The sequence below is a fragment of the Pseudomonas sp. A2 genome (assembly GCF_023100865.1).
In the GTDB taxonomy this organism is placed as follows: domain Bacteria; phylum Pseudomonadota; class Gammaproteobacteria; order Pseudomonadales; family Pseudomonadaceae; genus Aquipseudomonas; species Aquipseudomonas asiatica.
The window spans coordinates 2481557-2507363 of sequence record NZ_CP039127.1; the positions used below are offsets into that span (position 1 = coordinate 2481557).

21 protein-coding genes and 1 pseudogene are annotated in these 25807 nt (G+C 64.5%); 12 read left to right on the forward strand and 10 right to left on the reverse strand.

What is annotated here, in order from left to right:
• Positions 1 to 37: 37 nt before the first annotated feature.
• Together E5221_RS11600 and E5221_RS11605 are read right to left on the reverse strand one after the other, a co-directional pair.
• On the reverse strand, positions 38 to 433 hold the full coding sequence (locus E5221_RS11600; RefSeq protein WP_023662326.1) for a hypothetical protein: 396 nt from the start codon (positions 431 to 433) through the stop codon (positions 38 to 40).
• 88 nt (positions 434 to 521) lie between these two features.
• Complete coding sequence (locus E5221_RS11605; protein ID WP_013972045.1) at positions 522 to 1430, reverse strand: LysR family transcriptional regulator; 909 nt, start codon at positions 1428 to 1430, stop codon at positions 522 to 524.
• A 291-nt stretch (positions 1431 to 1721) separates the two neighbouring features.
• Here E5221_RS11605 and E5221_RS11610 point away from each other — a divergent pair, with 291 nt between their 5' ends.
• Genes E5221_RS11610 through E5221_RS11620 form a run of 3 tightly spaced genes read left to right on the forward strand, consistent with a single transcriptional unit; the run spans position 1722 to position 5320 of the window.
• Complete coding sequence (locus tag E5221_RS11610; protein ID WP_247847465.1) at positions 1722 to 3026, forward strand: MFS transporter; 1305 nt, start codon at positions 1722 to 1724, stop codon at positions 3024 to 3026.
• 30 nt (positions 3027 to 3056) lie between these two features.
• Positions 3057 to 4298, forward strand: a complete 1242-nt coding sequence (locus E5221_RS11615) for a Zn-dependent hydrolase (RefSeq protein ID WP_015269941.1) — start codon at positions 3057 to 3059, stop codon at positions 4296 to 4298.
• Positions 4298 to 5320, forward strand: coding sequence for a histone deacetylase family protein (locus E5221_RS11620; protein WP_247847466.1), 1023 nt, complete (start codon positions 4298 to 4300; stop codon positions 5318 to 5320). The genes E5221_RS11615 and E5221_RS11620 overlap by 1 nt, the downstream gene beginning before the upstream one ends.
• Before the next feature lie 343 nt (positions 5321 to 5663).
• Here E5221_RS11620 and E5221_RS11625 read toward each other — a convergent pair whose 3' ends face one another.
• Positions 5664 to 7088 (reverse strand): PLP-dependent aminotransferase family protein, encoded by a 1425-nt coding sequence (locus E5221_RS11625; protein WP_039613366.1) that lies wholly within the window; start codon positions 7086 to 7088, stop codon positions 5664 to 5666.
• Positions 7089 to 7285: 197 nt separating this feature from the next.
• Here E5221_RS11625 and E5221_RS28800 point away from each other — a divergent pair, with 197 nt between their 5' ends.
• From E5221_RS28800 to tam, 3 genes are all read left to right on the forward strand, one after another.
• Positions 7286 to 7411: a hypothetical protein gene (locus E5221_RS28800; protein WP_023661944.1), complete on the forward strand. Its 126-nt coding sequence runs from the start codon at positions 7286 to 7288 to the stop codon at positions 7409 to 7411.
• A complete protein-coding gene (locus tag E5221_RS11630) occupies positions 7411 to 8820 on the forward strand; it encodes an amino acid permease (RefSeq protein WP_013972050.1) in 1410 nt (469 codons plus the stop codon). Before E5221_RS28800 ends, E5221_RS11630 begins: the two co-directional genes overlap by 1 nt.
• A 128-nt stretch (positions 8821 to 8948) precedes the next feature.
• A complete protein-coding gene (gene tam, locus E5221_RS11635; protein WP_082810535.1) occupies positions 8949 to 9725 on the forward strand; it encodes a trans-aconitate 2-methyltransferase in 777 nt (258 codons plus the stop codon).
• On the opposite strand, the gene E5221_RS11640 is transcribed toward tam, so the two are convergent.
• Positions 9715 to 10086, reverse strand: coding sequence for a DUF2784 domain-containing protein (locus E5221_RS11640; protein ID WP_247847467.1), 372 nt, complete (start codon positions 10084 to 10086; stop codon positions 9715 to 9717). The genes tam and E5221_RS11640 overlap by 11 nt on opposite strands.
• 142 nt (positions 10087 to 10228) lie before the next feature.
• Complete coding sequence (locus E5221_RS11645; RefSeq protein WP_013972053.1) at positions 10229 to 11098, reverse strand: LysR substrate-binding domain-containing protein; 870 nt, start codon at positions 11096 to 11098, stop codon at positions 10229 to 10231.
• Between the two features lie 243 nt (positions 11099 to 11341).
• On the opposite strand from E5221_RS11645, the pseudogene E5221_RS11650 reads away from it, so the two are divergent.
• The 5 genes and pseudogenes from E5221_RS11650 to E5221_RS11670 all read left to right on the forward strand — a co-directional run.
• A pseudogene (locus E5221_RS11650) lies at positions 11342 to 12589 on the forward strand (MFS transporter); the annotation flags it as partial.
• An 84-nt stretch (positions 12590 to 12673) separates the two neighbouring features.
• Complete coding sequence (locus E5221_RS11655) at positions 12674 to 14065, forward strand: FAD-dependent oxidoreductase (RefSeq protein WP_247847468.1); 1392 nt, start codon at positions 12674 to 12676, stop codon at positions 14063 to 14065.
• A gap of 97 nt (positions 14066 to 14162) precedes the next feature.
• Positions 14163 to 14873, forward strand: a complete 711-nt coding sequence (locus E5221_RS11660; RefSeq protein WP_123084949.1) for a YebC/PmpR family DNA-binding transcriptional regulator — start codon at positions 14163 to 14165, stop codon at positions 14871 to 14873.
• 138 nt (positions 14874 to 15011) lie between these two features.
• Positions 15012 to 15956 (forward strand): LysR family transcriptional regulator, encoded by a 945-nt coding sequence (locus tag E5221_RS11665; RefSeq protein WP_015269948.1) that lies wholly within the window; start codon positions 15012 to 15014, stop codon positions 15954 to 15956.
• A 120-nt stretch (positions 15957 to 16076) separates the two neighbouring features.
• Positions 16077 to 17489 carry a DOPA decarboxylase gene (locus E5221_RS11670; protein WP_247847470.1) on the forward strand — a complete coding sequence of 471 codons (1413 nt, stop codon included), beginning with the start codon at positions 16077 to 16079 and terminating at the stop codon, positions 17487 to 17489.
• 135 nt (positions 17490 to 17624) lie between these two features.
• Here E5221_RS11670 and E5221_RS11675 read toward each other — a convergent pair whose 3' ends face one another.
• Positions 17625 to 18998 (reverse strand): MFS transporter, encoded by a 1374-nt coding sequence (locus E5221_RS11675; RefSeq protein WP_013972058.1) that lies wholly within the window; start codon positions 18996 to 18998, stop codon positions 17625 to 17627.
• Positions 18999 to 19288: 290 nt separating this feature from the next.
• On the opposite strand from E5221_RS11675, the gene quiC reads away from it, so the two are divergent.
• Positions 19289 to 21196 carry a 3-dehydroshikimate dehydratase QuiC gene (quiC, locus tag E5221_RS11680; protein WP_038409298.1) on the forward strand — a complete coding sequence of 636 codons (1908 nt, stop codon included), beginning with the start codon at positions 19289 to 19291 and terminating at the stop codon, positions 21194 to 21196.
• A gap of 144 nt (positions 21197 to 21340) precedes the next feature.
• Here the strand turns inward: quiC and E5221_RS11685 are convergent, their stop codons facing one another.
• From E5221_RS11685 to E5221_RS11700, 4 genes are all read right to left on the reverse strand, one after another.
• A complete protein-coding gene (locus E5221_RS11685; RefSeq protein WP_015269952.1) occupies positions 21341 to 22009 on the reverse strand; it encodes a methyltransferase domain-containing protein in 669 nt (222 codons plus the stop codon).
• A gap of 139 nt (positions 22010 to 22148) precedes the next feature.
• On the reverse strand, positions 22149 to 23507 hold the full coding sequence (chrA, locus tag E5221_RS11690; protein WP_054572802.1) for a chromate efflux transporter: 1359 nt from the start codon (positions 23505 to 23507) through the stop codon (positions 22149 to 22151).
• Positions 23508 to 23524: 17 nt separating this feature from the next.
• Positions 23525 to 24388: a sensor domain-containing diguanylate cyclase gene (locus E5221_RS11695; protein ID WP_247847471.1), complete on the reverse strand. Its 864-nt coding sequence runs from the start codon at positions 24386 to 24388 to the stop codon at positions 23525 to 23527.
• Positions 24389 to 24478: 90 nt separating this feature from the next.
• Complete coding sequence (locus E5221_RS11700; protein ID WP_247847473.1) at positions 24479 to 25807, reverse strand: TolC family outer membrane protein; 1329 nt, start codon at positions 25805 to 25807, stop codon at positions 24479 to 24481.

The following is a 25807-nucleotide window of genomic DNA, read 5'->3' on the forward strand; positions in this document are numbered from 1 at the left end:
ATCATCAACGGTGTAGCCATCCCTCTGTTCCTCGTTGCTATTCCATCAGCATCACAGCGTTGGCGTATTTTTCCTGGTCCGGTGTGAACGTTGTCAGCATGCCGGTGTGATTACAGGTCAGGGTAAGCTCTGTTCGCGTATCGATGAACAGATCCTCGCCGCGAAGGCCCTGCCATTGCGCCAGGTACTTGAACGAACCGTACTTCATCGGTTTCTTCAATGCGCGATCATGGCCACCTTTCCAACCTAGCACCGGGAGCGCGCCATCGGCGCAGTGCCGGGCAAGTTCTGGCTGGGCCAGAGCCCGCTCACGGCCAATCTCCCAGCAGCGGATCAAGCCCTCGTCGGGCCCCTTCCATGCTTCTTCCCAAGTGATCAAGGGGCGGATGGGGTGATGAATAGGGCGTCGAATGACCCCGGTAGCTCGATCCATGACTGAGATTGTCCGTAATGTTCAGTTGGTCTGGATGCTACTAATTGGCCACTATCGTGTCCAGTGCTCGTCGACCCCAGCTCTGCGTTCAGTCAAGGCTGTGCTGCAACGCCTCGATAAACACCTCTTCCGCGCGGCTGAAGCGCTGCTCCCTGTTCCACAACAGGTGGATATCCACATCGGCAATCCCTTCCTGCGGCGGCAGCTTCCACAGCAACCCGGCGTCTACATCCGGCGCTACCACATGCTCGGGCAGGCAACCTATGCCAAACCCGGCAATCACCAGCCGGCGTACCTCCTCAAGGCTTGGTGACGAGGCCACGATCCGCCCGGCAAACCCCTGCTGGTCGCGGAAAATGGTCAGTGGCGACAGCATGCCGCCAATCTGGTCACTGGTGAAACTGACGAAGTTCTCGCGCTGCAGATCGCCCTCGTCCTGGCCAAATAATGCGTGGTGCTTGCCACAGAAGAACGCATAGCGCTGGCGCAGGAACAACCGTTGCTCCAGCCGTGGCTGCGCACGCCGGTTAAGGCTGAGGCCCGCCGTGGCGGTTTTTTCCTGCAGGGCGGCAACGATGTCGGAGCTGCGCATCACGTCGATCTCCAGCTCCACCCGCGGGTGCTGGCGGTGGAAGTCGGCGAGGAAGTCGTCGAAGTGTTCGTTGACGATACGGCTGATCATCAGCAGGCGTACCTTGCCCACCAGTTCGTCCGCCGGCTGCTCCAACAAGCCGCCGATCTGCGACATCTGCCCATAGACCTCGCCAGCCAGCTGGAACAGCTGCTCGCCCATTTCCGTCAGCACGAAGCGCGGCCCGCGGCGGGCGATCAGTTGGCGGCCAAGCTGTTCTTCAAGGCGCTTGAGCGCCTGGCTCACTGCCGGCTGGGTGAGGTGCAGGCGGGCGGCAGCACGGCTGATGGACAGCTCCTGGCCGATGACCCGGAAGGTGCGCAGCAGGTTCCAGTCGAGGCGGTCGTTGAGCAGACGGTCGGGCATGGCAGGGCTCGATAATAAGCAAGGCTAATATTTCGAATAATAAATAGAAAATTGACTAATCATAGCCCCGGGCCGATAAATCGCAGATATCGAGGCCTGCCGAATCGGTGTTGGCTTCTTCGCGGGTAAACCCGCTCCCACAGGTACTGCAGCGCTTGCAGACCTTGTGCAATCCCTGTGGGAGCGGGTTTACCCGCGAAGAAGCTGACACCAGACCAACAGGCCAAGCGCCACAAGAGCGCCACCGTGCCCCTGACAACTCCTGCCAGAACAACAAGCAAAGGAGCCCCCATGAAGCCCACCGCTTCCCCCCAGCCACGCCGTGCCGCCGCCGCCGCGTTCATCGGCACCATGATCGAGTGGTATGACTTCTACATCTACGCCACCGCCGCCGCCCTGGTGTTCGGCGCGCTGTTCTTCCCCTCCGACAACAGCCTGTTCAGCACCATGGCAGCGTTCGGCACCTTCGCCGTCGGCTTCTTCGCCCGGCCGCTGGGGGGCATCGTCTTCGGCCATGTGGGCGACCGTATCGGCCGTAAGAAGTCGCTGGTCATCACCTTGCTGATGATGGGCATCGTCACCGTGGGCATCGGCCTGCTGCCGACCTACGCACAAATCGGCGCCACCGCGCCGGTACTGCTGATCCTGCTGCGCATCGTCCAGGGCATTGCCGTGGGCGGCGAGTGGGGCGGGGCGGTGCTGATGGCCGGTGAGCATGCACCCAAGGGCCGGCGCAACTTCTTCGCTTCGTTCGCCCAGCTGGGCAGCCCGGCGGGCCTGATCCTGTCGCTGCTGGCCTTCGGCGCGGTCACCCGCCTGCCGGAAGAAGACCTGATGAACTGGGGCTGGCGCGTGCCGTTCCTGGCCAGCGCGCTGTTGCTGCTGGTGGGCCTGGCGATTCGCCTGGGGGTGAATGAGTCGCCCGAGTTCATCGCCAGCCGCGAGCAGGCGGAAAAGGCCCGGCGCAAGGAGCAGGCCCCGGTATTCGAAGTGCTGCGCACGGCCTGGCGCCCGCTGTTGCTGTGCATCGGTGCCAATACTCTGGGTATTGCCGGGGTCTACTTCACCAACACCTTCATGATCAGCTACACCACCACGCAATTGCACCTGGAGCGCTCCTTGATCCTGGAATGCCTGTTCTTCGTGGCGATCATCCAGTTCTGCGTGCAGCCGTTGGCCGCCTGGCTATCGGAAAAGATCGGCGCCACCCGCTTCCTGGCCCTGGTCGCGTTGCTGGCGATGGCCTCGCCTTACCCGATGTTCGTGCTGGTCAGCTCGGGCCAGGGCCCGTTGATCGTGCTCGGCATCGCCCTGGCCGCAGCGTGCATGGCGTCGTTCTACGCGGTGATCGCCGGCTATGTCAGCGGCATGTTCGACACCCGTGTGCGCTACACCGCCATATCCCTGGCCTACCAGGTCTGCGGCGCCATCGCGGGCGGCCTGACCCCGCTGATCGGTACCTGGCTGGCCCACACCTTCACCGGCCAATGGTGGCCGATGGCGGTGTTCTACACCCTGATCGCCACCATTTCGCTGGTCTGCGTGCTCGCCCTGGCGCGCCAGTACGCCCGCAGCCAGCGCCTGGAACTGGCCTGATCGAACCGCTTTTTTCTGGAGTACCCGCACATGTTGAAAAGCAATGGCGAACGCCTGTGGGCGAGCCTGATGGCCATGGCCGAAATCGGCGCTACCGCCCGTGGCGGCAGCTGCCGCCTGGCCCTGAGCGACGAGGACAAGGCTGGCCGTGAACTGTTCAGCCACTGGTGCCGCGAAGCCGGCCTGACGCTGACTGTGGATGCCATCGGCAACCTGTTCGCCCGCCGCGCTGGCAGCGACCCCGATGCAGCGCCGGTGATGATGGGTAGCCACCTCGACACCCAACCTGAGGGCGGCCGTTTCGATGGCGTCTACGGTGTGCTGGCAGGCCTTGAAGTGGTGCGCCGGCTCAATGACCTGAACATCCAGACGCGCAAGCCGCTGGAGATCGCCGTATGGACCAACGAGGAGGGCGCCCGCTTCACCCCGGCCATGTTCGGTTCGGCGGTGTTCACCGGTACCCTGGCGCTGGACGAAGCGCTGGCCATTCGCGATGCCGATGGCATCAGCGTCGCCGACGAACTGCAGCGCACCGGTTACGCCGGCCGGCGCCCGCTGGGTGGCCAGGTCGATGCCTATTTCGAGGCCCACATCGAGCAAGGCCCGATCCTTGAAGACAACGCCAAGGCCATCGGCGTGGTCAGCGGCGGGCAGGCTATCCGATGGCTCGACGTCACGGTCGAAGGCATGGCCGCGCACGCCGGTACCACGCCGATGCCACTGCGCAAGGATGCCCTGTATGGCACCGCGCGGATGATCCAGGCAGTCGAGCAACTGGCTGCCGATTTTGCCCCTGAAGGCCTGACCACGGTGGGTGAACTGTCCATCGCCAAGTCCTCGCGCAACACCATTCCGGGGCTGCTGCAGTTCACAGTCGACTTGCGTCATCACCGGGACGAAGCCATCGAGGCGATGGAACGCGAGCTGACTTTGAAGCTGCAAGCCATCGCCAATCAACGCGGGTTGCAGGTGCGTATCGAGCGCCACTGGACAAGCCCGGCCACGCCATTCGATGCCGATTGCGTAGCCGCCGTGCAGCAGGCGGTGGATGGCCTCGGCTATGCCCAGCAGTCGATCGTCAGCGGCGCCGGCCACGACGCCATCCTGCTGGCCCGCTACTGCCCGACCGCCATGGTGTTCATCCCCTGTGTCGGCGGCTTGAGCCACAACGAAGCCGAAGACGTGTTGCCCGACGACGCCCGCCAGGGTGCCGATGTACTGCTCAATGCCGTGCTGGCCCGCGCGGGCATTGTCGAACAAGGAGAAGCCTGATGCGTTGCTACTTCCACCCCGAACAACTGCTGCACCACCCACGCAGCTACTACTCGCGCGGCGCCATGCGCACCCCGCAGGAAGTCCCCGAACGCGCCCAGCGCCTGCTGCAGGCGGCCAGGGATCTGGGCTTCGACATCCGTCAGCCGGAGGACGCCGGCCTCGAACCGCTCAAGGCAGTGCACGGCGAGGCCTACCTGGCCTTCCTCGAAGAGGCCCATGCGCGCTGGAAGGAAGTGCCCGAGGACTGGGGCGACGAGGTCATGTCCAACATCTTCGTGCGTGAACCCAACGCCTTGCGCGGCATCCTCGCCCAGGCCGGGCGCTACCTGGCTGACGGCAGCTGCCCTGTAGGCGAACACACCTGGCGCTCGGCCTATTGGTCTGCGCAAAGCGCAGTGGCCGGTGCCAAGGCCATTCTCGACGGCGAGCCGGCGGCCTATGCCCTGTGCCGGCCGCCAGGCCACCATGCGCGCTTCGATGCGGCCGGTGGTTTCTGCTACCTCAACAACGCCGCTGTCGCTGCCCAGGCCTTGCGCAGCCGCTACAGCCGCGTGGCCATCCTCGATACCGACATGCACCACGGGCAGGGGATTCAGGAAATTTTCTACGACCGCCGGGATGTGCTGTATGTGTCGGTACATGGCGACCCCACCAATTTCTACCCGGGTGTGGCCGGGTTCGCGGACGAGCGTGGCAGCGGTGCGGGGGAGGGGTACAACCTCAACTTGCCGATGGCGCATGGGGCTAGCGAAGCGGACTTCATGGGCCAGCTGGAGATCGCGCTGGCGGCGGTGAAGGACTTTGGCGCCGAGGTGCTGTTGTTGTCGCTGGGGTTCGATATCTACGAACTCGACCCGCAGAGCAAGGTGGCGGTGACGACTGAAGGGTTTGCGGAATTGGGCGAGCGGATTCGGGCGATGCGCTTGCCGTGCCTGATCGTGCAGGAAGGGGGGTATCACCTGGAAAGCCTGGAGGCGAACGCGCAGGCGTTTTTTGCCGACAAGGCGGACTGGCGATAAGGAGGGGCGGGGCTGACAGGTGCTTGCCATGACAGTTTCAGCGCCTATGAGATCGAGCGCCGCCCGCGCGGCGCTTCGCAGCACAAGGCTGCTCCTACATCTGTTTCAGGCCAATTATTCCTGTGCCTGGTGGGTTGCAGCCTTGGTGCATGACTGGAGATGGATGAAAAGCAGCAAAGCAACCTTCGATATCGAATGGAACAAACAAGGCGGGCAGAGGTGACCTCACAGGAGTGACTGGCCCGAAACAGATGTAGGAGCAGCCTTGTGCTGCGAAGCGCCGCGCGGGCGGCGCTCGATCTCTCAGGCGCTGAAAGTGTTGTGGCGAACACCCCGCAATCCGTTACATCCCACCCCGCCGCACATGCTTCACCAACACCTTCTCCAGCAACTCCCACATCGCCGGCTCGGTACTGAACGCCACGTTGAACCGCATCCACCCGGTCGCTTTGGCATCGACCATGAACAACTGCCCAGGCCCGAGCATGATGCCTTTCTCCAGCGCATCATCCAGCAACGCCGCACTGTCTGGAATCGCCGGGTGGCGGGTCCAGATATACATCCCTTCATCCGACTCGATGAACAGCTCGAAGCCCAACCGATGCAGATGCCGGCCAACTTCCTGGTGCGCCTCGGCCAGCCGCTGGCGCAGGCGCTTGAGGTGCTTGCGCCAGCGCCCGTCGATGATCGCGGCATACACCACGCGCTCCATCACCTGCGAGGTGGTCAGGCCCGAGCGCATCTTCAGGTGCAGCAGCTTCTGCATCAGCTCGGGGTTGGCCAGCATGTAGCCGACCCGCACATTGGGCGAAATGCTCTTGGAGTAGCTGCCCACGTACACCACCTGCTGCAGGTGGTCGAGGCTGGCCAGGCACGGCTGCGGTTCGGCGACCATGTCGGCATACAGGTTGTTCTCCACCAGGCGGAAACCGTGCTGACTGGCCAGTTGCAGCAGGCGGTGCAGCTGCGGTAGCGGCGTGCGCGAGCAGGTCGGGCTGTGCAGGTGCGGCTGGGTGAAGAATGCAGTGGGGCGGTGGTGGGTGAGCAACTGTTCCAGCTGGTTCAGGTCGTAGCCGGCCGGTGTGCGCGGCACGCCGACCAGGGTCGCGCCCTGGGTACGCAGGATGCTCATCAGGTTGGGGTAACCGGGGTCGTCCACCAACACCACGTCGCCCGGGCGCACCAGGGTGCGCGCGGCCAGGTCCAGGGCCTGGCTGGCGCCATGGGTAAGCATCAGCTGCGCCGGGTTGGCAACGATCGACAGTTCCTGCTGCAGGTTCTGTGCGGTCAGTGCACGCAGCTCCATCAGGCCCATGGGGTCGCCGTAGCCCGACAGCTCCAGCGGGCTGCCGGCCACCTGGCGCAGGCCGCGGCGCAGGCCGTCTTCATACATCCAGTCGTTGGGCAGCCAGCCGCACCCGGGCTTGAACGGCAATTGGCGGATTTCGAAGATCTGCTGCAGGTACCACTCGGAGTTGAACGTTGGTCGACTGGTGTCGGCCTCGGCGTTGTGCGGGTCGAGCAATTCGCCCGCCGCGCGGTTGACGAAGAACCCCGCATTGCCCCGGCTCACCAGCAGGCCCTGGGCGACCAGACGGTCGTAGGCCTCGACCACGGTGAAGGTGCTCACCGAGTAGCTCGCAGCAAAGGCGCGGATCGAGGGGACCTTGGCGCCTGGCTTGAGGGTCTGGTTGTCGATCAGCTCGCGCAGCCCGTCGATGATCTGGTTCACCAGCGGGGTCGAGGAGTCTGGATGTAATTCGAACATTTGGGCCTTCAGGTTGCGTATCGCCCGGCGTTTGCAAGGTGTATTGCAAGGGCGACCTGTACAGTGCAGTGCGAGTTTCATGCCACTGTGCATGGCTCTCTGCGTCGGACATTTTTACATTAGGTGTCAGATATCGCCACCTAAAGCATGTTCAGTTCGCTCCAGGCGCCTGCCCTGGGGCGCGTCAGCAGGCCGCCATGGAAGGCCTGCGTGTGTTCGCTCACACCATCCTGCGCGCATTAGCACTGATGTACGTGAAACCGCCAGCCATCGGGGTTTCACAGTTTTCCTTGGATAAAAAGAAGCACGGGGTACACAACTGATGGACGCAACATCCACAACCACCACCGCGAAAAGCGGGCATGAGAGCAAGCTCAGTGCCTCGCTCAAGTCGCGCCACCTGACGATGATGTCGATCGCCGGGGTTATCGGCGGCGCCTTGTTCGTCGGTTCCGGCAGCGTGATTCACAGCGCCGGCCCAGCTGCTGTGCTGGCCTACCTGGCAGGCGGCATCCTGGTGGTACTGATCATGCGCATGCTGGGTGAAATGGCGACTTCCTCGCCAGACACCGGTTCGTTCTCCACCTACGCCGATCGCGCCATCGGCCGTTGGGCCGGTTTCACCATCGGCTGGCTGTACTGGTGGTACTGGGTCATCCTTATGGCCTGGGAAGCTTATGTGGCGGGCAAGATCCTGCATGGTTTCTTCCCCGACGTCAGCGTCAACGTGTTCGTGCTGGCCACGACCCTGTTGCTGATCACTGTCAACTTCTTCAACGTCAAGCACTACGGTGAGTTCGAGTTCTGGTTCGCCTTGATCAAGGTGATCGCGATTGTCTGCTTCCTGATCGTGTGTACCGCTGCCGTGCTGAACATCTGGCAGTTCGGTGAAGTGCGTGGCATCAGCCACCTCACCGCCGAAGGCTTCATGCCCAATGGCATCACCACCGTGATCGGTGCCCTGCTAGGGGTGATGTTCGCCTTCCTCGGTGCGGAAATCGTCACCATCGCCGCTTCCGAAGCCAAGGACCCGGCTGCGCAGATCGTCAAGGCGACCAACTCGGTGGTCTGGCGTGTGTGCCTGTTCTACGTGGGTTCGATCTTCCTGATCGTCTGCCTGGTACCGTGGAACGATCCGCACCTGGGCGTTTCCGGCTATGGCGCCTACCGCCGCACCCTGGAGCTGCTGGGCGTGCCATATGCCGAGCTGCTGATGAACTTCGTGGTGCTGACCTCGGTGAGCAGCTGCCTGATCTCGGGCCACTACACCGCTTCGCGCATGCTGTTCTCCCTGGCCCAGCGTGGCGACGCGCCGTCGTTCTTCAAGATCACCCGCGCCGGCACCGGTGTACCGGTGTACGCGATCATGGGTTCGTGCGCCGTGGCCGTGGTGTGTGCGCTGATCAACTTCAGCGAGACCCTGCGCCCGAAAGACGTGCTGGAAACCCTGATGAACACCACCGGCATGATCGCCCTGCTGGTGTACCTGGTGATTGCTTTCTCGCAGCTGCGCATGCGCCGCAAGCTGGTTGCCGAAGGCAAGGAAGTACGCCTGAAGATGTGGCTGTTCCCATGGCTGACCTACCTGGTTATCGCGTTCATCGTGGCCGCCCTGGTAACCATGGCCTTCATGCCTGACTACCAGATCCTGGTGATCTCCACCGGTATCGCCGCGGCAATCGTGGTGGCGATGGGTGTAGTGCACCAGATCCGTACTGGCAAGCAGCACTAAGCATCACTGCTTCTCGAAACGGCCGGCTCCCTGGGGGACCCGGCCGTTTTGCGTTATTGGGCCAGGGGTATATGGCCGCCTGTTACATGGCATATGCTGAACACATTGCCCGCCCAAAGGAGCTTCACATGGCCTGGTCCGCCACCCAGTATTCGCAGTTCGAAGACGAGCGTACCCGCGCGGTGCGTGACCTGCTGGCCGCTGTACCGGCACGCCCGGTACGCCACGCCACCGACCTGGGCTGTGGCCCTGGCAATTCCACCGAGGTGCTGCTGCAACGTTACCCGGATGCCCAGGTGACGGCCCTGGACAGCGACCCGGACATGATCGACAAGGCCCGCGAGCGCAAACGGCTGTGCATCCCCCGCGTGCGCACAGTCATCGCTGACATTGCCGGCTGGTCCGCCCCCGAGCCGCAGGACCTGATCCTGGCCAATGCTTCGTTACAGTGGGTTCCCGACCACGCCTCGCTGTACCCGCACCTGGTGCGCCAGCTGAGCGAAGGTGCCAGCCTGGCCGTGCAGACCCCGGACAACCTCGATGAGCCGGCCCACCGGCAACTGCGCGAAATCGCCAGCCAGGGCCCCTGGGCGGCGAAGTTCGCTGATTTCCAGCTGCCGCCACGGCACAACGCGGCGTTCTATTACGATCTGCTCAGCCCGTTGTGCGCGCGGGTGGATGTGTGGCGTACCACCTATCATCACCCTTTGGCCGGCGGTGCCGAAGCCGTGGTGGAATGGTTCAAGGGTTCGGCCTTGCGACCGTACCTGGCGCGGTTGGATCCCCAGGAGCAGACGGATTTCCTGCAGATGTACCTGCAGGCGATGCAGCGCGACTACCCGCCGGCCACCGATGGCAAGGTGCTGTTGCCGTTCCCGCGGCTGTTCGTGATCGCTACCCGCTAGGGCGGCGCCAGCGCCAGGCCACGTAACCGTAGACGCCGAGGTTGAGCAGCAGCACGAAAGTGCCCAGCAGCAGCTGGATGTGCGGTGTCAGCCCGGCGGGGTAGATCAACGGCCAGATATAGTGTTCGACGAAGCCGCCCTGATAGCCCGCGTCACCAGCCGCGCTGCGCATGCGGTTTTCCCAGGTGGTCAACGGGCAGCCCAGGTGCAGGCATTCCACCGCCAGGCCCCAGGCCATCGCCGGCAGGTGCAGCAGCAGGGCAGGGCGCCAGCGCAGTACCAGCAGGCCGCCGAACAGCACCAGCAGGATGAAGAGCAGGTGCAACAGGACCAGGGTGTCGGCGGCAAGGCGGTAGAGCATTGGTTGTGTGCCGAGGGTTGAGGTTATCCCAGCATAGTTGGGTTGCCTGTGCTGGCCTCTTCGCAGCACAAGGCTGCTCCTACAGGGGGAGTGCGATAATCCTGTAGGAGCAGCCTTGTGCTGCGAAAGGGCCGGCACAGGCTTACAACCCTTCCTCCACCATCTGCAGGAAGGTCGCCACCACCCGCCGCGTGCGCTGCTCGCTCAGGCACACCAGTGTCTCGGTCAGGTGCCGCTGGCAATCGACGATCGGCAACGCGCACACCCGCGCATCCGCACCAAACTCCGCCGCCGACACCACCCCCACACCAATCCCCACCACCACCGCTTCCCGCGCCGCTTCCCGGCCTTCCACCTGGATCGCCGGGCGAATCCGCAGCCCGGCCCGTTGCATTTCTTCTTCCAGCGTCTGCCGCGTCACCGACCCGGGCTCGCGCAGCACCAGCGGCGTATCGTCCAGATCCGCCAGGCTGATCGCGCCGCGGCTGGCCCAGGGGTGCTGGTGCGAGACAAACGCCACCATCGGGTCGCGGCGCAGCGGCAGGCAGTGCAGCCGCTCATCGTCGACGTCCCGCCCCAGCAGGGCCAGGTCGGCCTGGTAGCTGAACAGCCGGGCCAGCGACTCGTCGGTGTTGCCGGTCTCGATCTTGACCTGGATGCCCGGGTAGCGCTGGCAGAAGCGGGCGATCTGCGGCAGCACGTGCACCGGCGCGTCCACCGCCAGCACCAGGCTGCCGGTGTGCAGCGCACGCGAATCCTGCAGCAGTTCATGGGCCTCGGCCTCGCAGGCGAACAGGCGCTGGCTGATGCCCAGCAGGCGTTCGCCGAGGTCGGTGAGCTGCACCGAACGCTTGTTGCGGTGGAACAGCAAGACGCCGAAGCGCTCCTCCAGTTTGCGCACCTGGTCCGACACCGCGGGCTGGGTAAGAAACAGCTTTTCGGCGGCGCGGGTAAAGCTGCCGTGCACCGCCACGGCGTGGAAGGCCTTGAGTTGTGCGTGGGAAACCGACATGACGACCTCAGTAACAAGCTGGGCTTATGTGTGAAATACGATAAATCGATTTTATTTATCTTAGCGCAACTGTTTCCATGCATGTCAGCCCGACGCTGGCACCACAAGTGCCGCCAGGGCCATGGCACCCAAACGGCGCCATCTGACCCGATGACAGCCTCGTCATCGCTGTGCGTAACACAAGAACAAGACAGGCGTTTCTTCACATTCTGCCGGCACACTCAAGCAAGAGGTCAGACTTACATGAACCAATCCCTAGCCGCGTTCAAACGCTGGCGTATCCAGATTTTCGCCATTACCTGGCTGGCCTACGCCGCCTTCTACTTCACCCGCAAGGCCTTCTCGGTGGCCAAGCTGGGCATCGGTGAAGACCCCGACTTCATGCTCGACAAGGCCGCCATGGCCAACCTTGACGCCATCTACCTGGCCGCCTACGCCGTGGGCCAGTTCACCTGGGGCATGCTTGCCGACCGCTTTGGCCCACGCGTGGTGGTGCTCGGCGGCCTGCTGATTTCTGCTGTTGCGGCGGTGGTGATGGGCAGTTACGCCACATTCCCGATCTTCGCCACCTGCATGCTGGTACAGGGCCTGGCGCAATCCACCGGCTGGGCCGGGTTGTGCAAGAACATCGGCAGCTTCTTCCCGGCGTCGCAGCGTGGGCGGGTGCTGGGCCTGTGGAGCTCCTGCTATGCCTTCGGCGGCCTGGTGGCCTCGCCGTTCGCCGGCTGGTGGGCCTATACCCTGGTCGGTACCTGGCACGCGGCGTTCTTCTCCAGTGCCGCGGTGGTGGCACTGGTGGCCGTGCTGTTCTTCTTCCTGCAGCGCAACAAACCTGAAGACGTCGGCCTGCCGGCGGTGGAGCCCGAGCCGCAGAGCATGGCCCCGGCCGGCAACCTGTGCAGCGTGTGGGCGCCACTGAAGGAGATCATGCGCAACCGCACGGTGCTGACCCTGGGGCTGGCGTACTTCCTGTTGAAACCGGCGCGCTACGCCATCCTGCTGTGGGGGCCGGTGATCGTCTTCGAGCAGATGCCCTCGGTGGGCAAGGTGGGGGCAGCGATCATCCCGACAGCCTTCGAACTGGCCGGGCTGCTCGGCCCGATCATCATCGGCCTGGCCTCCGACAAGCTGTTCGGCGCCCGGCGCATGCCGGCCTGTGTCATCAGCCTGGTGCTGCTGACCGTGGCACTGGCGGCATTCATGGCGGCCATGCACACCGGCAGCGTGATCCTGGTGGTGGCCCTGCTGTTCGTCATGGGCCTGACCCTGTACGGGCCGGATTCGATGATCAGCGGTGCCGCGGCCATCGACTTCGGCACCGCCAAGGCCGGTGCCACCGCAGCAGGCTTCGTCAACGGCTGCGGCTCGGTGGGGGCGGTGCTGGGCGGGCTGCTGCCGGGGTACTTCGATGGCGTCACGGTGTTCATCGTGTTTGCCGGCTGCGCGCTGTTCTCGGCGCTGGTGCTGCTGCCGCACTGGAACAGCCGCCCAGCCAGCGCTGCGCAAAGCACCGACGTGGCACCGAATACCAGCATGGCAATCAAGCCACTGCGTACCTGAAAGGAAAGCGAGCGAATGAGACCCTTCTGGCTGCAACAGGCCCTGGATTCGGCGCAAGAGGCGGTGTGCCCGCCGCTGCAAGGCGATGCCCGTTGCGATGTATGCATCGTCGGCGGCGGCTATACCGGCCTGTGGACCGCACTGATGCTCAAGGAAGCGGTGCCGGCCCTGGATATCGTGCTGATCGAGGCCGATATCTGCGGTGCCGGTGCCAGTGGCCGCAATGGTGGCTGTGCGTTGTCGTGGTCGGCCAAGTACTTCACCCTCGAGCGGTTGTTCGGGGTGGCCGAGGCGGTGCGCCTGGTGCGTGAGTCGGAGCGCAGCATCGGTGAGATCGGCGCGTTCTGCGCGGCCAATGGCATCGACTGCGACTACCGCCTGGATGGCACGCTGTACACCGCCACCAACGCCGCGCAGGTCGGCGCCACCGACGCGGTGATCGCTGCGCTGGAGCAAAAGGGGATCAATTCGTTTCGCCGCCTGCCGCTGCCGCAGGTGCAGCGCCTGGCGGGTTCGGCGCGGCACCTGGAAGGCTGGTTCTCGCCGGCCGCGGCCACGGTGCAGCCGGGCAAGCTGGTGCGCGGCCTGCGCCGGGTGGCCTTGCAGCGTGGCGTGCGCATCCATGAGGGCACCGCCATGACCGGCCTGGAGCACGGCGCCCCGGTGCAGGTGCGCACGGCCCATGGCACGGTGCGCGCCGACCGCGTGGTATTGGGCCTGAATGCCTGGATGGCGCGGGCTTTCCCGCAGTTCGAGCGCAGCGTGGCGATTGTTTCCAGCGACATGGTGATCACCGAACCTTGCCCCGAGCTGCTGCACCAGGTCGGCCTGGACAGTGGCATCAGCGTGCTCGATTCGCGGATTTTCGTGCATTACTACCACAACACCTCCGATGGTCGGCTGATGCTCGGCAAGGGCGGCAATACCTTCGCCTATGGCGGGCGCATGCTGCCGGTGTTCGACCAGCCGTCGCCGTACCGGCCGCTGCTGCGTGAAAGCCTGGGCGGGTTCTTCCCGGCGCTGGCGCAAGTGCCGCTGGCGGCCAGTTGGAACGGGCCGTCCGACCGCTCGGTGACCGGTTTGCCGTTCTTTGGCCGGCTGAACGGGCAGGGCAACGTGTTCTACGGCTTTGGTTACTCCGGCAGCGGCGTCGGGCCGTGCCACATGGGCGGGCAGATTCTGTCGTCGCTGGCGCTGGGGCTGGACAACCCATGGACCCGTTCGCCGCTGGTCAAGGGGCCGCTGGGGCTGTTCCCGCCCGAGCCGATTCGCTACCTGGGCTCGCTGATGGTGCGCAATGCCATCCGCCGCAAGGAGCGGGCAGAGGACCGTGGGCAGCGGCCGCGGAGGCTGGATGTGCGGTTGGCGCGGTTCGCGGCGGCGGCGGGCAAAGCCGATAAAGGCTGATGAGATTTCTTGTCGAATACAGGCCAGAGGGCGTATAAACTGCACCCACTTTTGGCCGGTCGCTTCCTGAACCGGCCGCTGAAACAAGAGAGTCGACATGGGCGCACAGTGGAAAGCCAAACATAAAGAAGCCGCGGCCAACGCCAAAGGCAAGATCATGGGCAAGCTGTCCAAAGAGATCCAGATCGCCGCCAAATCCGGCGCCGACCCGGACATGAACCCACGCCTGCGCCTGGCCATCGAGCAGGCCAAGAAGGCCTCGATGACCCGCGAGACCCTGGAGCGCGCAATCCGCAAGGGCGCGGGCCTGGACGGCGATGCCGTGCAGTACTCGGCGGTAAGCTACGAAGGTTTCGCCCCGCATCAGGTGCCGCTGATCGTCGAGTGCCTGACTGACAACGTCAACCGCACCGTCGCGCAGATCCGCGTGCTGTTCCGCAAGGGCCAGCTGGGTGCCAGCGGTTCGGTGGCCTGGGACTTCAACCATGTCGGCCTGATCGAAGCCACCCCGATCGGCGACGCCGACCCGGAAATGGCGGCCATCGAAGCCGGTGCCCAGGACTTTGAAGACGGCGACGAAGAGGGTTCGACCCTGTTCATCACCGACACCACCGACCTGGACGCCGTGCAGAAGGCCCTGCCGGAGCACGGCTTCACCGTGACCTCGGCGAAGATCGGCTACACCCCGAAGAACCCGGTGAGCGCGGCAACCCTGAGTGCCGAGGCGCTGGCCGAGGTGGAAGCGTTCCTCGAAGCCATCGACGAGAACGATGACGTGCAGAACGTTTATGTTGGTCTGACTGACTGATCTGCTTCTCTGGGGCCGCTTTGCGGCCCATCGCGACACAAGGCCGCTCCTACAGGGGAACGCATGACCCATGTAGGAGCGGCCTTGTGTCGCGAAACGAGGGCAAAGCCCTCGCCAGCGGTCTGGAGCCGAACCCCGATGAACCCCGCTTTCGCCTCCCTCAGCCTTGCCCACCTGCGCACCCTCGACCACCTGCTGCAGCTGAAGAACCTCAGCCACGCCGCCGAGCGCCTGGGCGTCAGCCAGTCCGCCCTCAGCCGCCAGCTGGCCCATTTGCGCGAAGCCTTCGACGACCCCTTGCTGGTACGCCAGGGCCGCGGTTACGTGCTCAGCGAACACGCCGAAGCCCTGGTCGAACCCCTGCGCCAGGTCCTCGAGGAGCTGCACGCCCTGCGCCAGCCCGCGGTGTTCGACCCGGCGCGTTGCGAGCGGCGCTTCTGTCTGGCCGCGTCGGACTATGTGGCCGAGCACATGCTGCCGCTGCTGGTGGCGGCGCTGGAGCGCGAAGCGCCGGGAGTATCGCTGGAGTACCGCACCTGGCAGGCCGGCCAGTACGCCTTGCTGGCCAGCGGCGAGATCGACCTGGCCACCACCTTGTTCGACGAGTCGCCACCCAACCTGCACGGTCGGCTGTTGGGCGAGGACCGGGCAGTGTGCCTGATGCGCCACGACCACCCGCTGGCTGCCCACGGTGCGCTCAGCCAGGCCGACTACCTGGCGCACAAGCATGTGCGTATTTCCGGCGGAGGCGACAAGGACAGCTTCATCGACCGCCACTTGCGCGCCCAGGGCCTGCAACGGCAGGTCAGCCTGGAAGTGCCGTTCTTCTCGGCCACCGTGCAGGTGATTGCCAACAGCCAGGCGCTGGCCACCGTGCCCGAGCACATCGCCCGGCAGCTGTGCCGCCTGCATGACCTGGCCTGGCGGCCGCTGGGCTTCATCGACCACAGCCAGCGCTACTGGGTGGTGTGGCACCAGCGCCTGCAGGCCTCGGCCGAACACCGCTGGTTGCGCAACCGGGTGTTCGAGTTGTGGCGCCAGTCGCAGTTCGGTGTGCAGGGTGGGCATGCGGGTTTGCCATAGCAGGTATGCGCGAAGCGGGGTTATTCACTTCAGGACAGGTGCCTAGACTGGGGGCATTGTGCTGCCTGCGCTGGCCTCTTCGCGGGCACAGGCAGCGAAAAACCCCACAGGAGACCCCAGGTGACCCCCGAACAATTCCGCCAGTACGGCCACCAACTGATCGACCTGATCGCCGACTACCGCCAATCCGTCGGCGAGCGCCCGGTCATGGCCCAGGTTGAGCCCGGCTATCTCAAGGCTGCGTTGCCTGCACAGCCCCCCCGGCAAGGCGAGCCTTTCGCAGCGATCTTCGACGACGTCAACCAGTTGGTCATGCCCGGCCTGTCCCATTGGCAGCACCCGGACTTCTACGGCTACTTCCCCTCCAATGGCACCCTGTCGTCGGTCCTCGGTGACTTCCTCAGCACTGGCCTGGGCGTGCTGGGCCTTTCCTGGCAGTCCAGCCCGGCCCTGAGCGAGCTGGAGGAAACCACCCTCGACTGGCTGCGTCAGCTGCTCGGCCTGTCTGGCCAATGGAGCGGGGTGATCCAGGACACCGCATCCACCAGCACCCTGGTGGCGCTGATCTGCGCACGGGAACGCGCCAGCGACTACGCACTGGTACGCGGCGGCCTGCAAGCCCAGGCCAAGCCGCTGATCGTCTATGTCAGCGCCCATGCCCACAGCTCGGTGGACAAAGCCGCATTGCTGGCCGGTTTTGGCCGCGACAACATACGCCTGATCCCGACCGACGAACGCTACGCTCTGCGCCCGGAGGCCCTGCAGGCTGCGATCGAGCAGGATCTGGCCGCTGGCAACCAGCCTTGCGCGGTGGTCGCGACCACCGGCACCACCGCCACCACAGCCCTCGACCCACTGCGGCCGATCGGCGAGATCGCCCAGGCCCATGGCCTGTGGCTGCATGTGGACTCGGCCATGGCCGGCTCGGCGATGATCCTGCCGGAATGCCGCTGGATGTGGGACGGCATCGAGCTGGCCGATTCGCTGGTGGTCAACGCGCACAAGTGGCTGGGCGTGGCCTTCGATTGCTCGATCTACTACGTGCGCGACCCACAGCACCTGATCCGGGTGATGAGCACCAACCCCAGCTACCTGCAGTCGGCGGTGGACGGCGAGGTGAAGAACCTGCGTGACTGGGGTATCCCGCTGGGCCGCCGGTTCCGCGCATTGAAGCTGTGGTTCATGCTGCGCAGCGAGGGGGTCGAGGCGTTGCAGGCGCGGCTGCGGCGTGATCTGGACAATGCCCAGTGGCTGGCCGGGCAAATCGGCGCGGCGGCGGAGTGGGAGGTGCTGGCGCCGGTGCAGTTGCAGACGTTGTGCATTCGCCATCGGCCGGCGGGGCTGGAAGGGGAGGCGCTGGATGCGCATACCAAGGGCTGGGCCGAACGGCTGAATGCGTCCGGGGATGCCTATGTGACGCCGGCGACGCTGGATGGGCGGTGGATGGTGCGGGTGTCGATTGGCGCATTGCCGACCGAGCGGGAGCATGTCGAACAGCTCTGGGCGCGCTTGCAGGAAGTGGTCAAGGGCTGAAACTGCCGGGGCCGCGTTGCGGCCCATTCGCGGGCAAGCCCGCTCCCACAGGGACCGCACAAGACTTGAAGCCTATGCGGTCAAGGTGGGAGCTGGCTTGCCGGCGAAAGGGCTGCAGAGCAGCCCCCTGCAATCTCAGTTGCTCACCGCCTGAAAGCTCCCTTTACGGCTAGCTTCATACGCGGTCTTGTCCATCGGCTTGGCATCGGGGTTACCCAGGTCTTCCATCGCCAGGCGATGGGTTTCCGGTGCAATGTAGGCTGCCAAAGCACACACGCAGGTGATGAAGAACGCCAGGCTACCAACCACCAACGGGATGTTGTCCGAACCAGGCGGGGCAACCAGGGCGAACAGCGCCGGCAGCATGGCGGTCAGCATGGTGCCGATGTTCTGCGCGATGGCCATGGCCGAAACACGGTAGCGGGTGTGGAACAGCTCTGGGTAGAAGCTTGGGAACACCGCGTTGTAACCCTGGTACACCATGCCCCACATCACGATCGACGAGGCGAACGCCAGCGGTACGTTCTGGATGCTGATCGCATACAGGTAGACGAAGGCCAGCAGGCCAGAGCCCAGGCAACCGGCGATCATGGTCGGGCGACGGCCAATCTTGTCGGACAGGTTGCCGACAAACGGAATCACCAGCACCGCAACGATGTTGCCGACTACCGGAATCCACAGGTACACGCTCTTGTCGAAGCCGATGCCATAGGCCGGCTGCACCGCGTAGGCCGCACCGAAGATGGTGGCGACCACCGGGATCACGTTCATCAAGGCCATGAACATCACCAGCACCATGTGCTTCCAGCTGTGGCGGAAGGCCTCGCTGATCGGCGACTTGGCGACCTTGTCCTGCTTCTCTTCCTTCACGAACGCCGGGGTTTCGTGCACTTCCTTACGGATGATGAAGCCGGCGATCAGCACGAAGGCGCTCAGCAGGAACGGAATGCGCCAGCCCCAGTCGTTGAAGGCTTCGCTAGGCATGAAGTAGGCCAGTGGCAGGAACACTGCCGCCGCCAGCACCTGGCCAGCCTGCACGCCTTGCAAGGTGAAACTGGCGTAGTAGCCCCGTCGACCGAACGGTGCGTGCTCCATGATCATGGAACTGGCTCCGGAGATTTCCCCGGCCACGGCAAAGCCCTGGACCAGGCGCAGCACCACCAGCAACGCCGGGGCGAGCAGGCCGATGTCGTGGTAGGTGGGCAGCAGGCCAACGGCCATGGTCGACAGGCCCATCAGGAACATGCACAGCAGCAGTACGTTCTTGCGGCCGCGGGTGTCACCCCAGTGGCCCAGCACGAAGGCGCCGACCGGGCGCGCCAGGTAACCCACGCCGTAGGTGGCCAGCGAGGCAATGATGGCCATTTTCGGGTCGGTGTTGGGGAAGAAGATCTGCGGGAAAATCAGCGCAGCAGCCTGGGCGTAGATGAAGAAGTCGTAGTACTCGAGTGCCGAGCCTATCCATCCACTGGCAGTCGCTTTCTTGGCTTGAGAGCTGGAGTGAGCCATCGTTGTCTCCGTTGTTATTGTTGTTTGCACAGGTTCCGCCGGAGATTCGCCAAGGCAGGAGGCGAGGGTCGGTGTGCCTGCGTCTGTGGTTCATGTTGACCACGGGCCAGTGGGCTGGCAATTCGCTAAAACCGGTTTTGTTCGATAATCGAACGCAAAACTAACCATTCCGTACAAAGAGATTGAAGCGACGACTTTACCTGCGAATAATCGATCGTGCCAGGAACTGTGGCGCTGATTTTCCAGGTCCTGCCCTGGCCTTGATCCTCTAACAACAAGGAACTCCCGCCATGCAGCGTTCGATCGCTACCGTGTCCTTGAGCGGCACCCTGCCGGAAAAGCTCGAAGCCATCGCCGCCGCCGGTTTTGACGGCGTCGAGATCTTCGAAAACGACCTGCTCTATTACGCCGGCAGCCCGCGCCAGGTACGGCAGATGTGCGCCGACCTGGGTATTGCCATCACCCTGTTCCAGCCGTTCCGCGATTTCGAGGGTTGCCGCCGCGACCGCCTGCAGAAGAACCTCGACCGCGCCGAGCGCAAGTTCGACCTGATGCAGGAACTGGGCACCGACCTGGTGCTGGTATGCAGCAACGTCCAGGCCGATGCCCTGGGTGAAGAGCAATTGCTGGTCGACGACCTGCGCCTGCTGGCCGAGCACGCCGGCAAACGCGGCCTGCGCATTGGCTACGAAGCCCTGGCCTGGGGCCGCCACGTCAACACCTACCAGCAAGTCTGGAACCTGGTGCGCCAGGCCGACCACCCGGCCCTCGGGGTGATCCTCGACAGCTTCCACACCTTGTCGCTCAAGGGCGACCCGAGCGCGATCCGCGATATCCCCGGCGACAAGATCTTCTTCGTGCAAATGGCCGACGCGCCAATCCTGGCCATGGATGTGCTGGAGTGGAGCCGCCACTTCCGCTGCTTCCCGGGGCAGGGCGAGATGGACATGGCCGGTTTCCTGGCGCCGATCCTTGCCACCGGCTACCGTGGGCCGCTGTCGCTGGAAATCTTCAACGACGGCTTCCGCGCCGCGCCGCCCCGGCAGAATGCCGCCGACGGCCTGCGTTCGCTGCTGTATCTCGAAGAGCACACCCGCCTGCGCCTGGAGCAGGAAGGTACCTCGATCGAGCCCGGTGTGCTGTTCACCCCACCGGCGGCCAGTGCTTATGACGGCGTGGAGTTCCTCGAGTTTGCAGTCGACGAAGCCGTCGGCGCGCGCCTGGGCAGCTGGCTGAAGCGCCTGGGCTTTGCCGATGCCGGCAAGCACCGCAGCAAAGAGGTGCAGTTGCTGCGCCAGGGCGATATCAACATTGTGCTGAACGCCGAACCCTATTCCTTCGGCCACAACTTCTTCGAGGCCCACGGGCCGTCGCTGTGCGCCACCGCGCTGCGGGTCAAGGACCAGCAAGCCGCCCTGAAGCGCGCCACCGCCTTCCGTGGCCAGCCATTCCGTGGCCTGGTCGGGCCCAACGAGTGCGAAGTGCCAGCAGTTCGTGCGCCAGATGGCAGCCTGCTGTACCTGGTGGAGCAGGGCACTGCCGGCCAGACCCTGTACGACACCGACTTCAGCCTGGACAAGAACGCCACGGCCACCGGCGGCCTGCGCCGTATCGACCACATGGCCCTGGCCCTGCCGGCCGAGTCGCTGGACAGCTGGGTGCTGTTCTACAAGAGCCTGTTCGATTTCGAAGCCGATGACGAAGTAGTGCTGCCGGACCCGTACGGCCTGGTCAAGAGCCGCGCGCTGCGTAGCCAATGCGGCACCCTGCGCCTGCCGCTGAACATCTCGGAAAACCGCAACACCGCCATCGCCCATGCGCTGTCCAGCTATCGTGGTTCGGGCGTGCACCACATCGCTTTCGATTGCGACGACATCTTCCGCGAAGTGGCGCGGGCCAAACTGGCCGGGGTACCGTTGCTGGAGATCCCGCTGAACTACTACGACGACCTGGCGGCGCGTTTCGATTTCGACGACGAGTTCCTCAGCGAACTGGCCTACTACAACGTGCTGTACGACCGCGATGCCCAGGGCGGCGAGCTGTTCCACGTGTATACCGAGCCGTTCGAAGAGCGTTTCTTCTTCGAGATCATCCAGCGCAAGGGGGGGTATGCCGGTTACGGTGCGGCCAACGTTGCGGTGCGCCTGGCGGCCATGGCCAAGGCCCGCAGCGGGGCGGCGCGCAAGCCAGTCCTCTGAGCCCGGCGCGGTCGGTGTAGGAGCGGCCTTGTGTCGCGATGGGCTGCAAGGCGGCCCCAGGATTTCAGCAGCACCGCATGAATCCTGGGGCCGCTTTGCGGCCCATCGCGACACAAGGCCGCTCCTACACCGACCGCGTATGCTTCAAGAGCGTTCGGCCACCAACAGCAGCGACTGTGGCAGCGCACTCTGGGGGTGCTGTGGCTCCTGCAGGCTGACCAGCCGCAACCCCGCCATGTCCAGCGCGTTCAACCAGCTGGCCAGGGTGCGGAAGTACCACGGCATCACCTGCCAATCCCCGCCGAACCCGGCAAACGACTCTTCCCGCCAGCCATCCTGGTAATCGCCATCCGCCACGCTCCACGGGTGCAGGGTCTGGATCACCAGTGCACCGCCAGGCGCCAGCAAGGCATTCATCGCTGCCAGCAGCGGGATGATGTCCTGCTGCAACAGGGCGAAGTTGGCACAGATCAGGTCATAGTCCTTGCCAATATAGGCCTGCGCAGCGGCCAGCTGTGCATAGCTGGCCAGGTGCACCTCGGCGGAACCCGCAGCACGCGCGGCATCCACCAGCGCCCGGTCACCGTCCACACCTACCGCCTCGACACCCCGGTCGCCCAGCGCGCGCAGCAGCCAACCTTCACCACAGCCCAGGTCGAGCACCCGTTCGGGCTGGCGGCCCAGGATCGCCAGCAGGATGGCCTGGTCGGTAACCTGGCGACGGCTCTCGATACTGCCGCTGCGCACCGCATCGATCCAGGCCTGGGCGTTGTGCTGCCAGCTGTCGAGCAAGGCGTCTTCAGGGTTGCGCATGTTCATCTCCGTTGGATTGGAGATAGGCCCTGCGACCTATCACTACCCTCTGTAGGAGCAGCCTTGTGCTGCGAAGAGGTCAGTATGGCAGACAGATTTCCGCCAGCCATGCGGGCATCTTCGCAGCACCAGGCTGCTCCTACAGTGGGCTCGACAGATGGGTGGCAAGCCCCGCCAGGGCACAGGCTATCAACACCTGGATCACCCCACGCTTGTAACGGAACAGCGCCACCGCCGCCGCCAGCGCAATCAGCGCCGAAGGCCAGTCGAACCGCCCGTCGAAACCGGCCGGCCACAATACGTGGTAGCCGAAGAACAGCGCGAGGTTGAGGATCACGCCCACTACCGCCGCGGTTATCCCGGTCAGCGGGGCGGTGAATTTGAGTTCGTTGTGGGTCGATTCCACCAGCGGGCCACCGGCCAGGATGAACAGGAACGAGGGCAGGAAGGTGAACCAGGTCACCAGGCTCGCTGCTACCGCGCCGGCCATGAACGCCTGGTCGGTGCCGAACATGGGGTGCAGGTAGCCACCGACGAAGCCGACGAAGGCCACCACCATGATCAGCGGCCCGGGGGTGGTTTCCCCCAACGCCAGGCCATCGATCATCTGCGTCGGCGACAGCCAGCCGTAATGGCCGACGGCCCCCTGGTAGACGTAGGGCAGCACCGCGTAGGCGCCACCGAAGGTCAGCAATGCCGCCTTGGTGAAGAACCAGCCCATTTGCGTCAAGGTGCCTTGCCAGCCAAAGGTAGCCATCAGTACACCCATGGGCAGCAGCCACAGCGCGGCACCCACCAGCAGCAGGCCCAGCAGCCGCCCCCAGCTGAAGCGGGCGTGCTCTGGCGCCGGTGTGTCGTCGTCGATCACGGCCGGGCCATGGCTGGCTCTGGTTGCGCCGTGGCCACCACCAGGCGCGAACTGCCCCGGTAGCAGCCGCCCGCCGATATGGCCCAGCAGCGCGGCCGCCAGCACGATCAGCGGGAAGGGAACGTCGAGCGCGAAAATGGCCACGAACGAGGCCGCGGCAATGGCCCACAACCAGCCGTTTTTCAGGGCGCGCGTGCCAATGCGGTGGGCGGCATGCACGACGATGGCGGTCACGGCCGGCTTGATCCCGTAGAAAATGCCAGCCACCACCGGCACTTCACCCCAGGCCAGATAGACCCACGACAGGCCGATCAGGATGAACAGCGACGGCAGCACGAACAGGGTGCCGGCAATCACCCCGCCCCAGGTGCGGTGCATCAGCCAGCCAATGTAGGTGGCCAGTTGCTGGGCCTCGGGGCCAGGCAGCAGCATGCAGTAGTTGAGGGCATGCAGAAAGCGCCGCTCGCTGATCCAGCGGCGCCGCTCCACCAGTTCCTGATGCATGATCGCTATCTGCCCCGCCGGGCCGCCGAAGCTGATGAAACCCAGCTTCAGCCAGAACAGCAAGGCCTCGATCCGGCTGATGTGACCACGCGTTTGCTCGGCGGCGCCTTGCAGGTGTTCCGTCATTTTCTTCCCTTTGGTATTCAGCTGGCCGCAGCGCGCTGTCGCTTGATCCGGTACATATCGCCATCAGCATGGCGCAGCAGCATGTCGGCATCATTGCCGTCTTCGGGGAAACGGGCCACGCCAATGCTGCAGGACGGCGCTCCGATGCCTGCAAACTCGGCGCCGAGTGGCTCGGCCATGGCTGCCAGGATGCGTGCCACCTGCTCGGCAATGGCCTCTGGCGAGGCGTGGTCGGTCAACAGCACGGTGAACTCGTCACCGCCCATCCGCGCCACTGTATCGGTCGCCCCAACGCAGCCTTCCAGGCGCCGCGCCAGGGTGCACAGCACCCGGTCACCCACGCTGTGGCCGTGGTTGTCGTTGATATCCTTGAAGTCATTGATATCGATGAACAGCAACGCCAGCGGCTGGTTGTGGTGCCGAGCCGCGACAAGTGCGGTGCCCAGCCGCTCATTGAACATGGCCCGGTTGGCCAGGCGAGTCAGCGGGTCATGGTGGGCCAGGAAACGCAATTCTTCCTCGGCCTGGTGTTGGGCGGTGATATCCCGCGCTACACCAATGCGGGCATTGGCCTCATCGGACCAGGAGGCCGACCACAGGATATGCACGATACTGCCATCCTTGCGGATGTAGCGGTTACGGAAGTCGTAATGGGGTTGGCCGTTCATCACCCGTACGATCGACGCGCGGGTAATCGCCAGGTCGTCAGGGTGCATGTAGTCGGTGATCGGGGTGCCGATCAGCTCGCAGGCCTGGTAGCCCAGCAGCGCCTCGCAGGCATCGCTGACGAAAACGATCTGGTTGTCCCTGTCGACCACGAACACCGTGTCCAGCATCAGGTGGATCAGCCTGGGGTATAACGATTGCAGGTCTACGGGCATGGGGCATGGCGTCCGCGGCGGGGTCACCGATCATAGCCTGAAATGGAACAAAATGCGGTAGGCGCCGCTGTGGGAGCGGGCCGCCGATAGTCAGTTGCTTACTACCAGTTCGGGCCCGAGGTAATCGTTGATCTGCTGGATATCGTCATCTCCCAGGCTGCCCACCGACGATGCCAGGCGCAGCCGCGACATCAGGTAGTTCAGCTTCGCCTCGAACAGGTCATGCCGGGCGTCAAAAAGCAATTCCTCGGCATTGAGCACATCCGAGTTGGTGCTGGTGCCGCCCTCCCTGAAGCCCTTGCGGGCCGAAAGCAGCGAGCGTTCGTTGGATGCCACGGCCTTTTCCAGCGCCTGGATGCGCAAGGCGCCACTCTGTACGCCGCGGTACTCGCGGGTGGTGTCGGAGATCACTTCCTGGCGCGTGGCATCCAGTTCATCCAGTGCCTTGGAACTGTTGGCGCTGGCCTGGCGGGTGAGGGCGCTGGTGCTGCCGCCGCTGTATAGCGGAATGTTCAGCTCCAGCCCGATCGAGCTGTAGTGGTTGCGCTGGTTCAGTTCGGAGATCGACTGGCTGCTGCCGGCGGTATAGCCCGCCACGAAATCCAGGGTCGGCCAGTGCCCGGCGCGGGCGCGTTTCACTTCTTCTTCGGCCAGCTCGTAGTTGTGCCGGCGCGCATGGATCAACGGGCTGTCGGCCTGGGCCTTGACCAGCCAGTCCTGCAGGTTGCCCGGCATCAGCGGCGGTGTGTTGAAGCCCGGTTGCAAGGTGGTCAGCGACTCCGGTGTTTCACCAATGTATTCCTCCAGCTTGCGGCGGGCGTTGACCAGGTTGTCCTGGGCCTCGATCAGGTCGGCCTCGGCCAGGTCGCGACGGGCTACCGACTCGTCGATGTCGGTGATGGTGCCAGCGCCCAGCTCCATGCGCCGCTTTGCCGACGCCAGCTGCTCTTCGAAGGCATTCAGCTTGGCCTTGGCCAGGGTGATGGTTTCGCTGGCCAGCAGCACGTCGAAGTAGGCTTCGGCCAGGCGCACCGCAGCGTCCTGGGTCTTGGCATCGAACACCGCCACGCTGTAGTCGGCACGCTGCTGGCCCTGGTGGTATTCGGCCATCTTCTGCTTGTTGAACAGCGGTTGACGCAAACGCACGTTGGCGCCCTTGGAGTCATAGTCCAGGTCGCTATCCCGTCCACTCTGACGCTGGCTGCCATTGACCTTGTTGAAGTAGCCCGCAGCGTTGATCTGCGGCAGCAGGCCGGCCTGCCCGATGGCGCGGTTCTCGCTGCCGGCTTCCTTCTCGTGCACCGCGGCGCGGTAGATCGGGCCCTGATACTGCAGCAGGTCCCAGGCTTGCTTCAGGTCCATGGCACTGGCCTGTACGGACAACCCCAACAGGCACAACATCAGGCACGGGCGATTCAT

Coding starts and splice junctions, on each gene's coding strand:
- E5221_RS11660 (WP_123084949.1), top strand. CDS start 14,163: ATGGGCGCACAGTGGAAAGCCAAACATAAAGAAGCCGCGGCCAACGCC.
- E5221_RS11655 (WP_247847468.1), top strand. CDS start 12,674: ATGAGACCCTTCTGGCTGCAACAGGCCCTGGATTCGGCGCAAGAGGCG.
- E5221_RS11665 (WP_015269948.1), top strand. CDS start 15,012: ATGAACCCCGCTTTCGCCTCCCTCAGCCTTGCCCACCTGCGCACCCTC.
- tam (WP_082810535.1), top strand. CDS start 8,949: ATGGCCTGGTCCGCCACCCAGTATTCGCAGTTCGAAGACGAGCGTACC.
- E5221_RS11685 (WP_015269952.1), bottom strand. CDS start 22,009: ATGCGCAACCCTGAAGACGCCTTGCTCGACAGCTGGCAGCACAACGCC.
- E5221_RS11675 (WP_013972058.1), bottom strand. CDS start 18,998: ATGGCTCACTCCAGCTCTCAAGCCAAGAAAGCGACTGCCAGTGGATGG.
- E5221_RS11630 (WP_013972050.1), top strand. CDS start 7,411: ATGGACGCAACATCCACAACCACCACCGCGAAAAGCGGGCATGAGAGC.
- E5221_RS11610 (WP_247847465.1), top strand. CDS start 1,722: ATGAAGCCCACCGCTTCCCCCCAGCCACGCCGTGCCGCCGCCGCCGCG.
- E5221_RS11700 (WP_247847473.1), bottom strand. CDS start 25,807: ATGAATCGCCCGTGCCTGATGTTGTGCCTGTTGGGGTTGTCCGTACAG.
- E5221_RS11640 (WP_247847467.1), bottom strand. CDS start 10,086: ATGCTCTACCGCCTTGCCGCCGACACCCTGGTCCTGTTGCACCTGCTC.
- E5221_RS11695 (WP_247847471.1), bottom strand. CDS start 24,388: ATGCCCGTAGACCTGCAATCGTTATACCCCAGGCTGATCCACCTGATG.
- chrA (WP_054572802.1), bottom strand. CDS start 23,507: ATGACGGAACACCTGCAAGGCGCCGCCGAGCAAACGCGTGGTCACATC.
- E5221_RS11620 (WP_247847466.1), top strand. CDS start 4,298: ATGCGTTGCTACTTCCACCCCGAACAACTGCTGCACCACCCACGCAGC.
- E5221_RS11625 (WP_039613366.1), bottom strand. CDS start 7,088: ATGTTCGAATTACATCCAGACTCCTCGACCCCGCTGGTGAACCAGATC.
- E5221_RS11615 (WP_015269941.1), top strand. CDS start 3,057: ATGTTGAAAAGCAATGGCGAACGCCTGTGGGCGAGCCTGATGGCCATG.
- E5221_RS11605 (WP_013972045.1), bottom strand. CDS start 1,430: ATGCCCGACCGTCTGCTCAACGACCGCCTCGACTGGAACCTGCTGCGC.
- E5221_RS11645 (WP_013972053.1), bottom strand. CDS start 11,098: ATGTCGGTTTCCCACGCACAACTCAAGGCCTTCCACGCCGTGGCGGTG.
- E5221_RS11600 (WP_023662326.1), bottom strand. CDS start 433: ATGGATCGAGCTACCGGGGTCATTCGACGCCCTATTCATCACCCCATC.
- E5221_RS28800 (WP_023661944.1), top strand. CDS start 7,286: ATGGAAGGCCTGCGTGTGTTCGCTCACACCATCCTGCGCGCATTAGCA.
- quiC (WP_038409298.1), top strand. CDS start 19,289: ATGCAGCGTTCGATCGCTACCGTGTCCTTGAGCGGCACCCTGCCGGAA.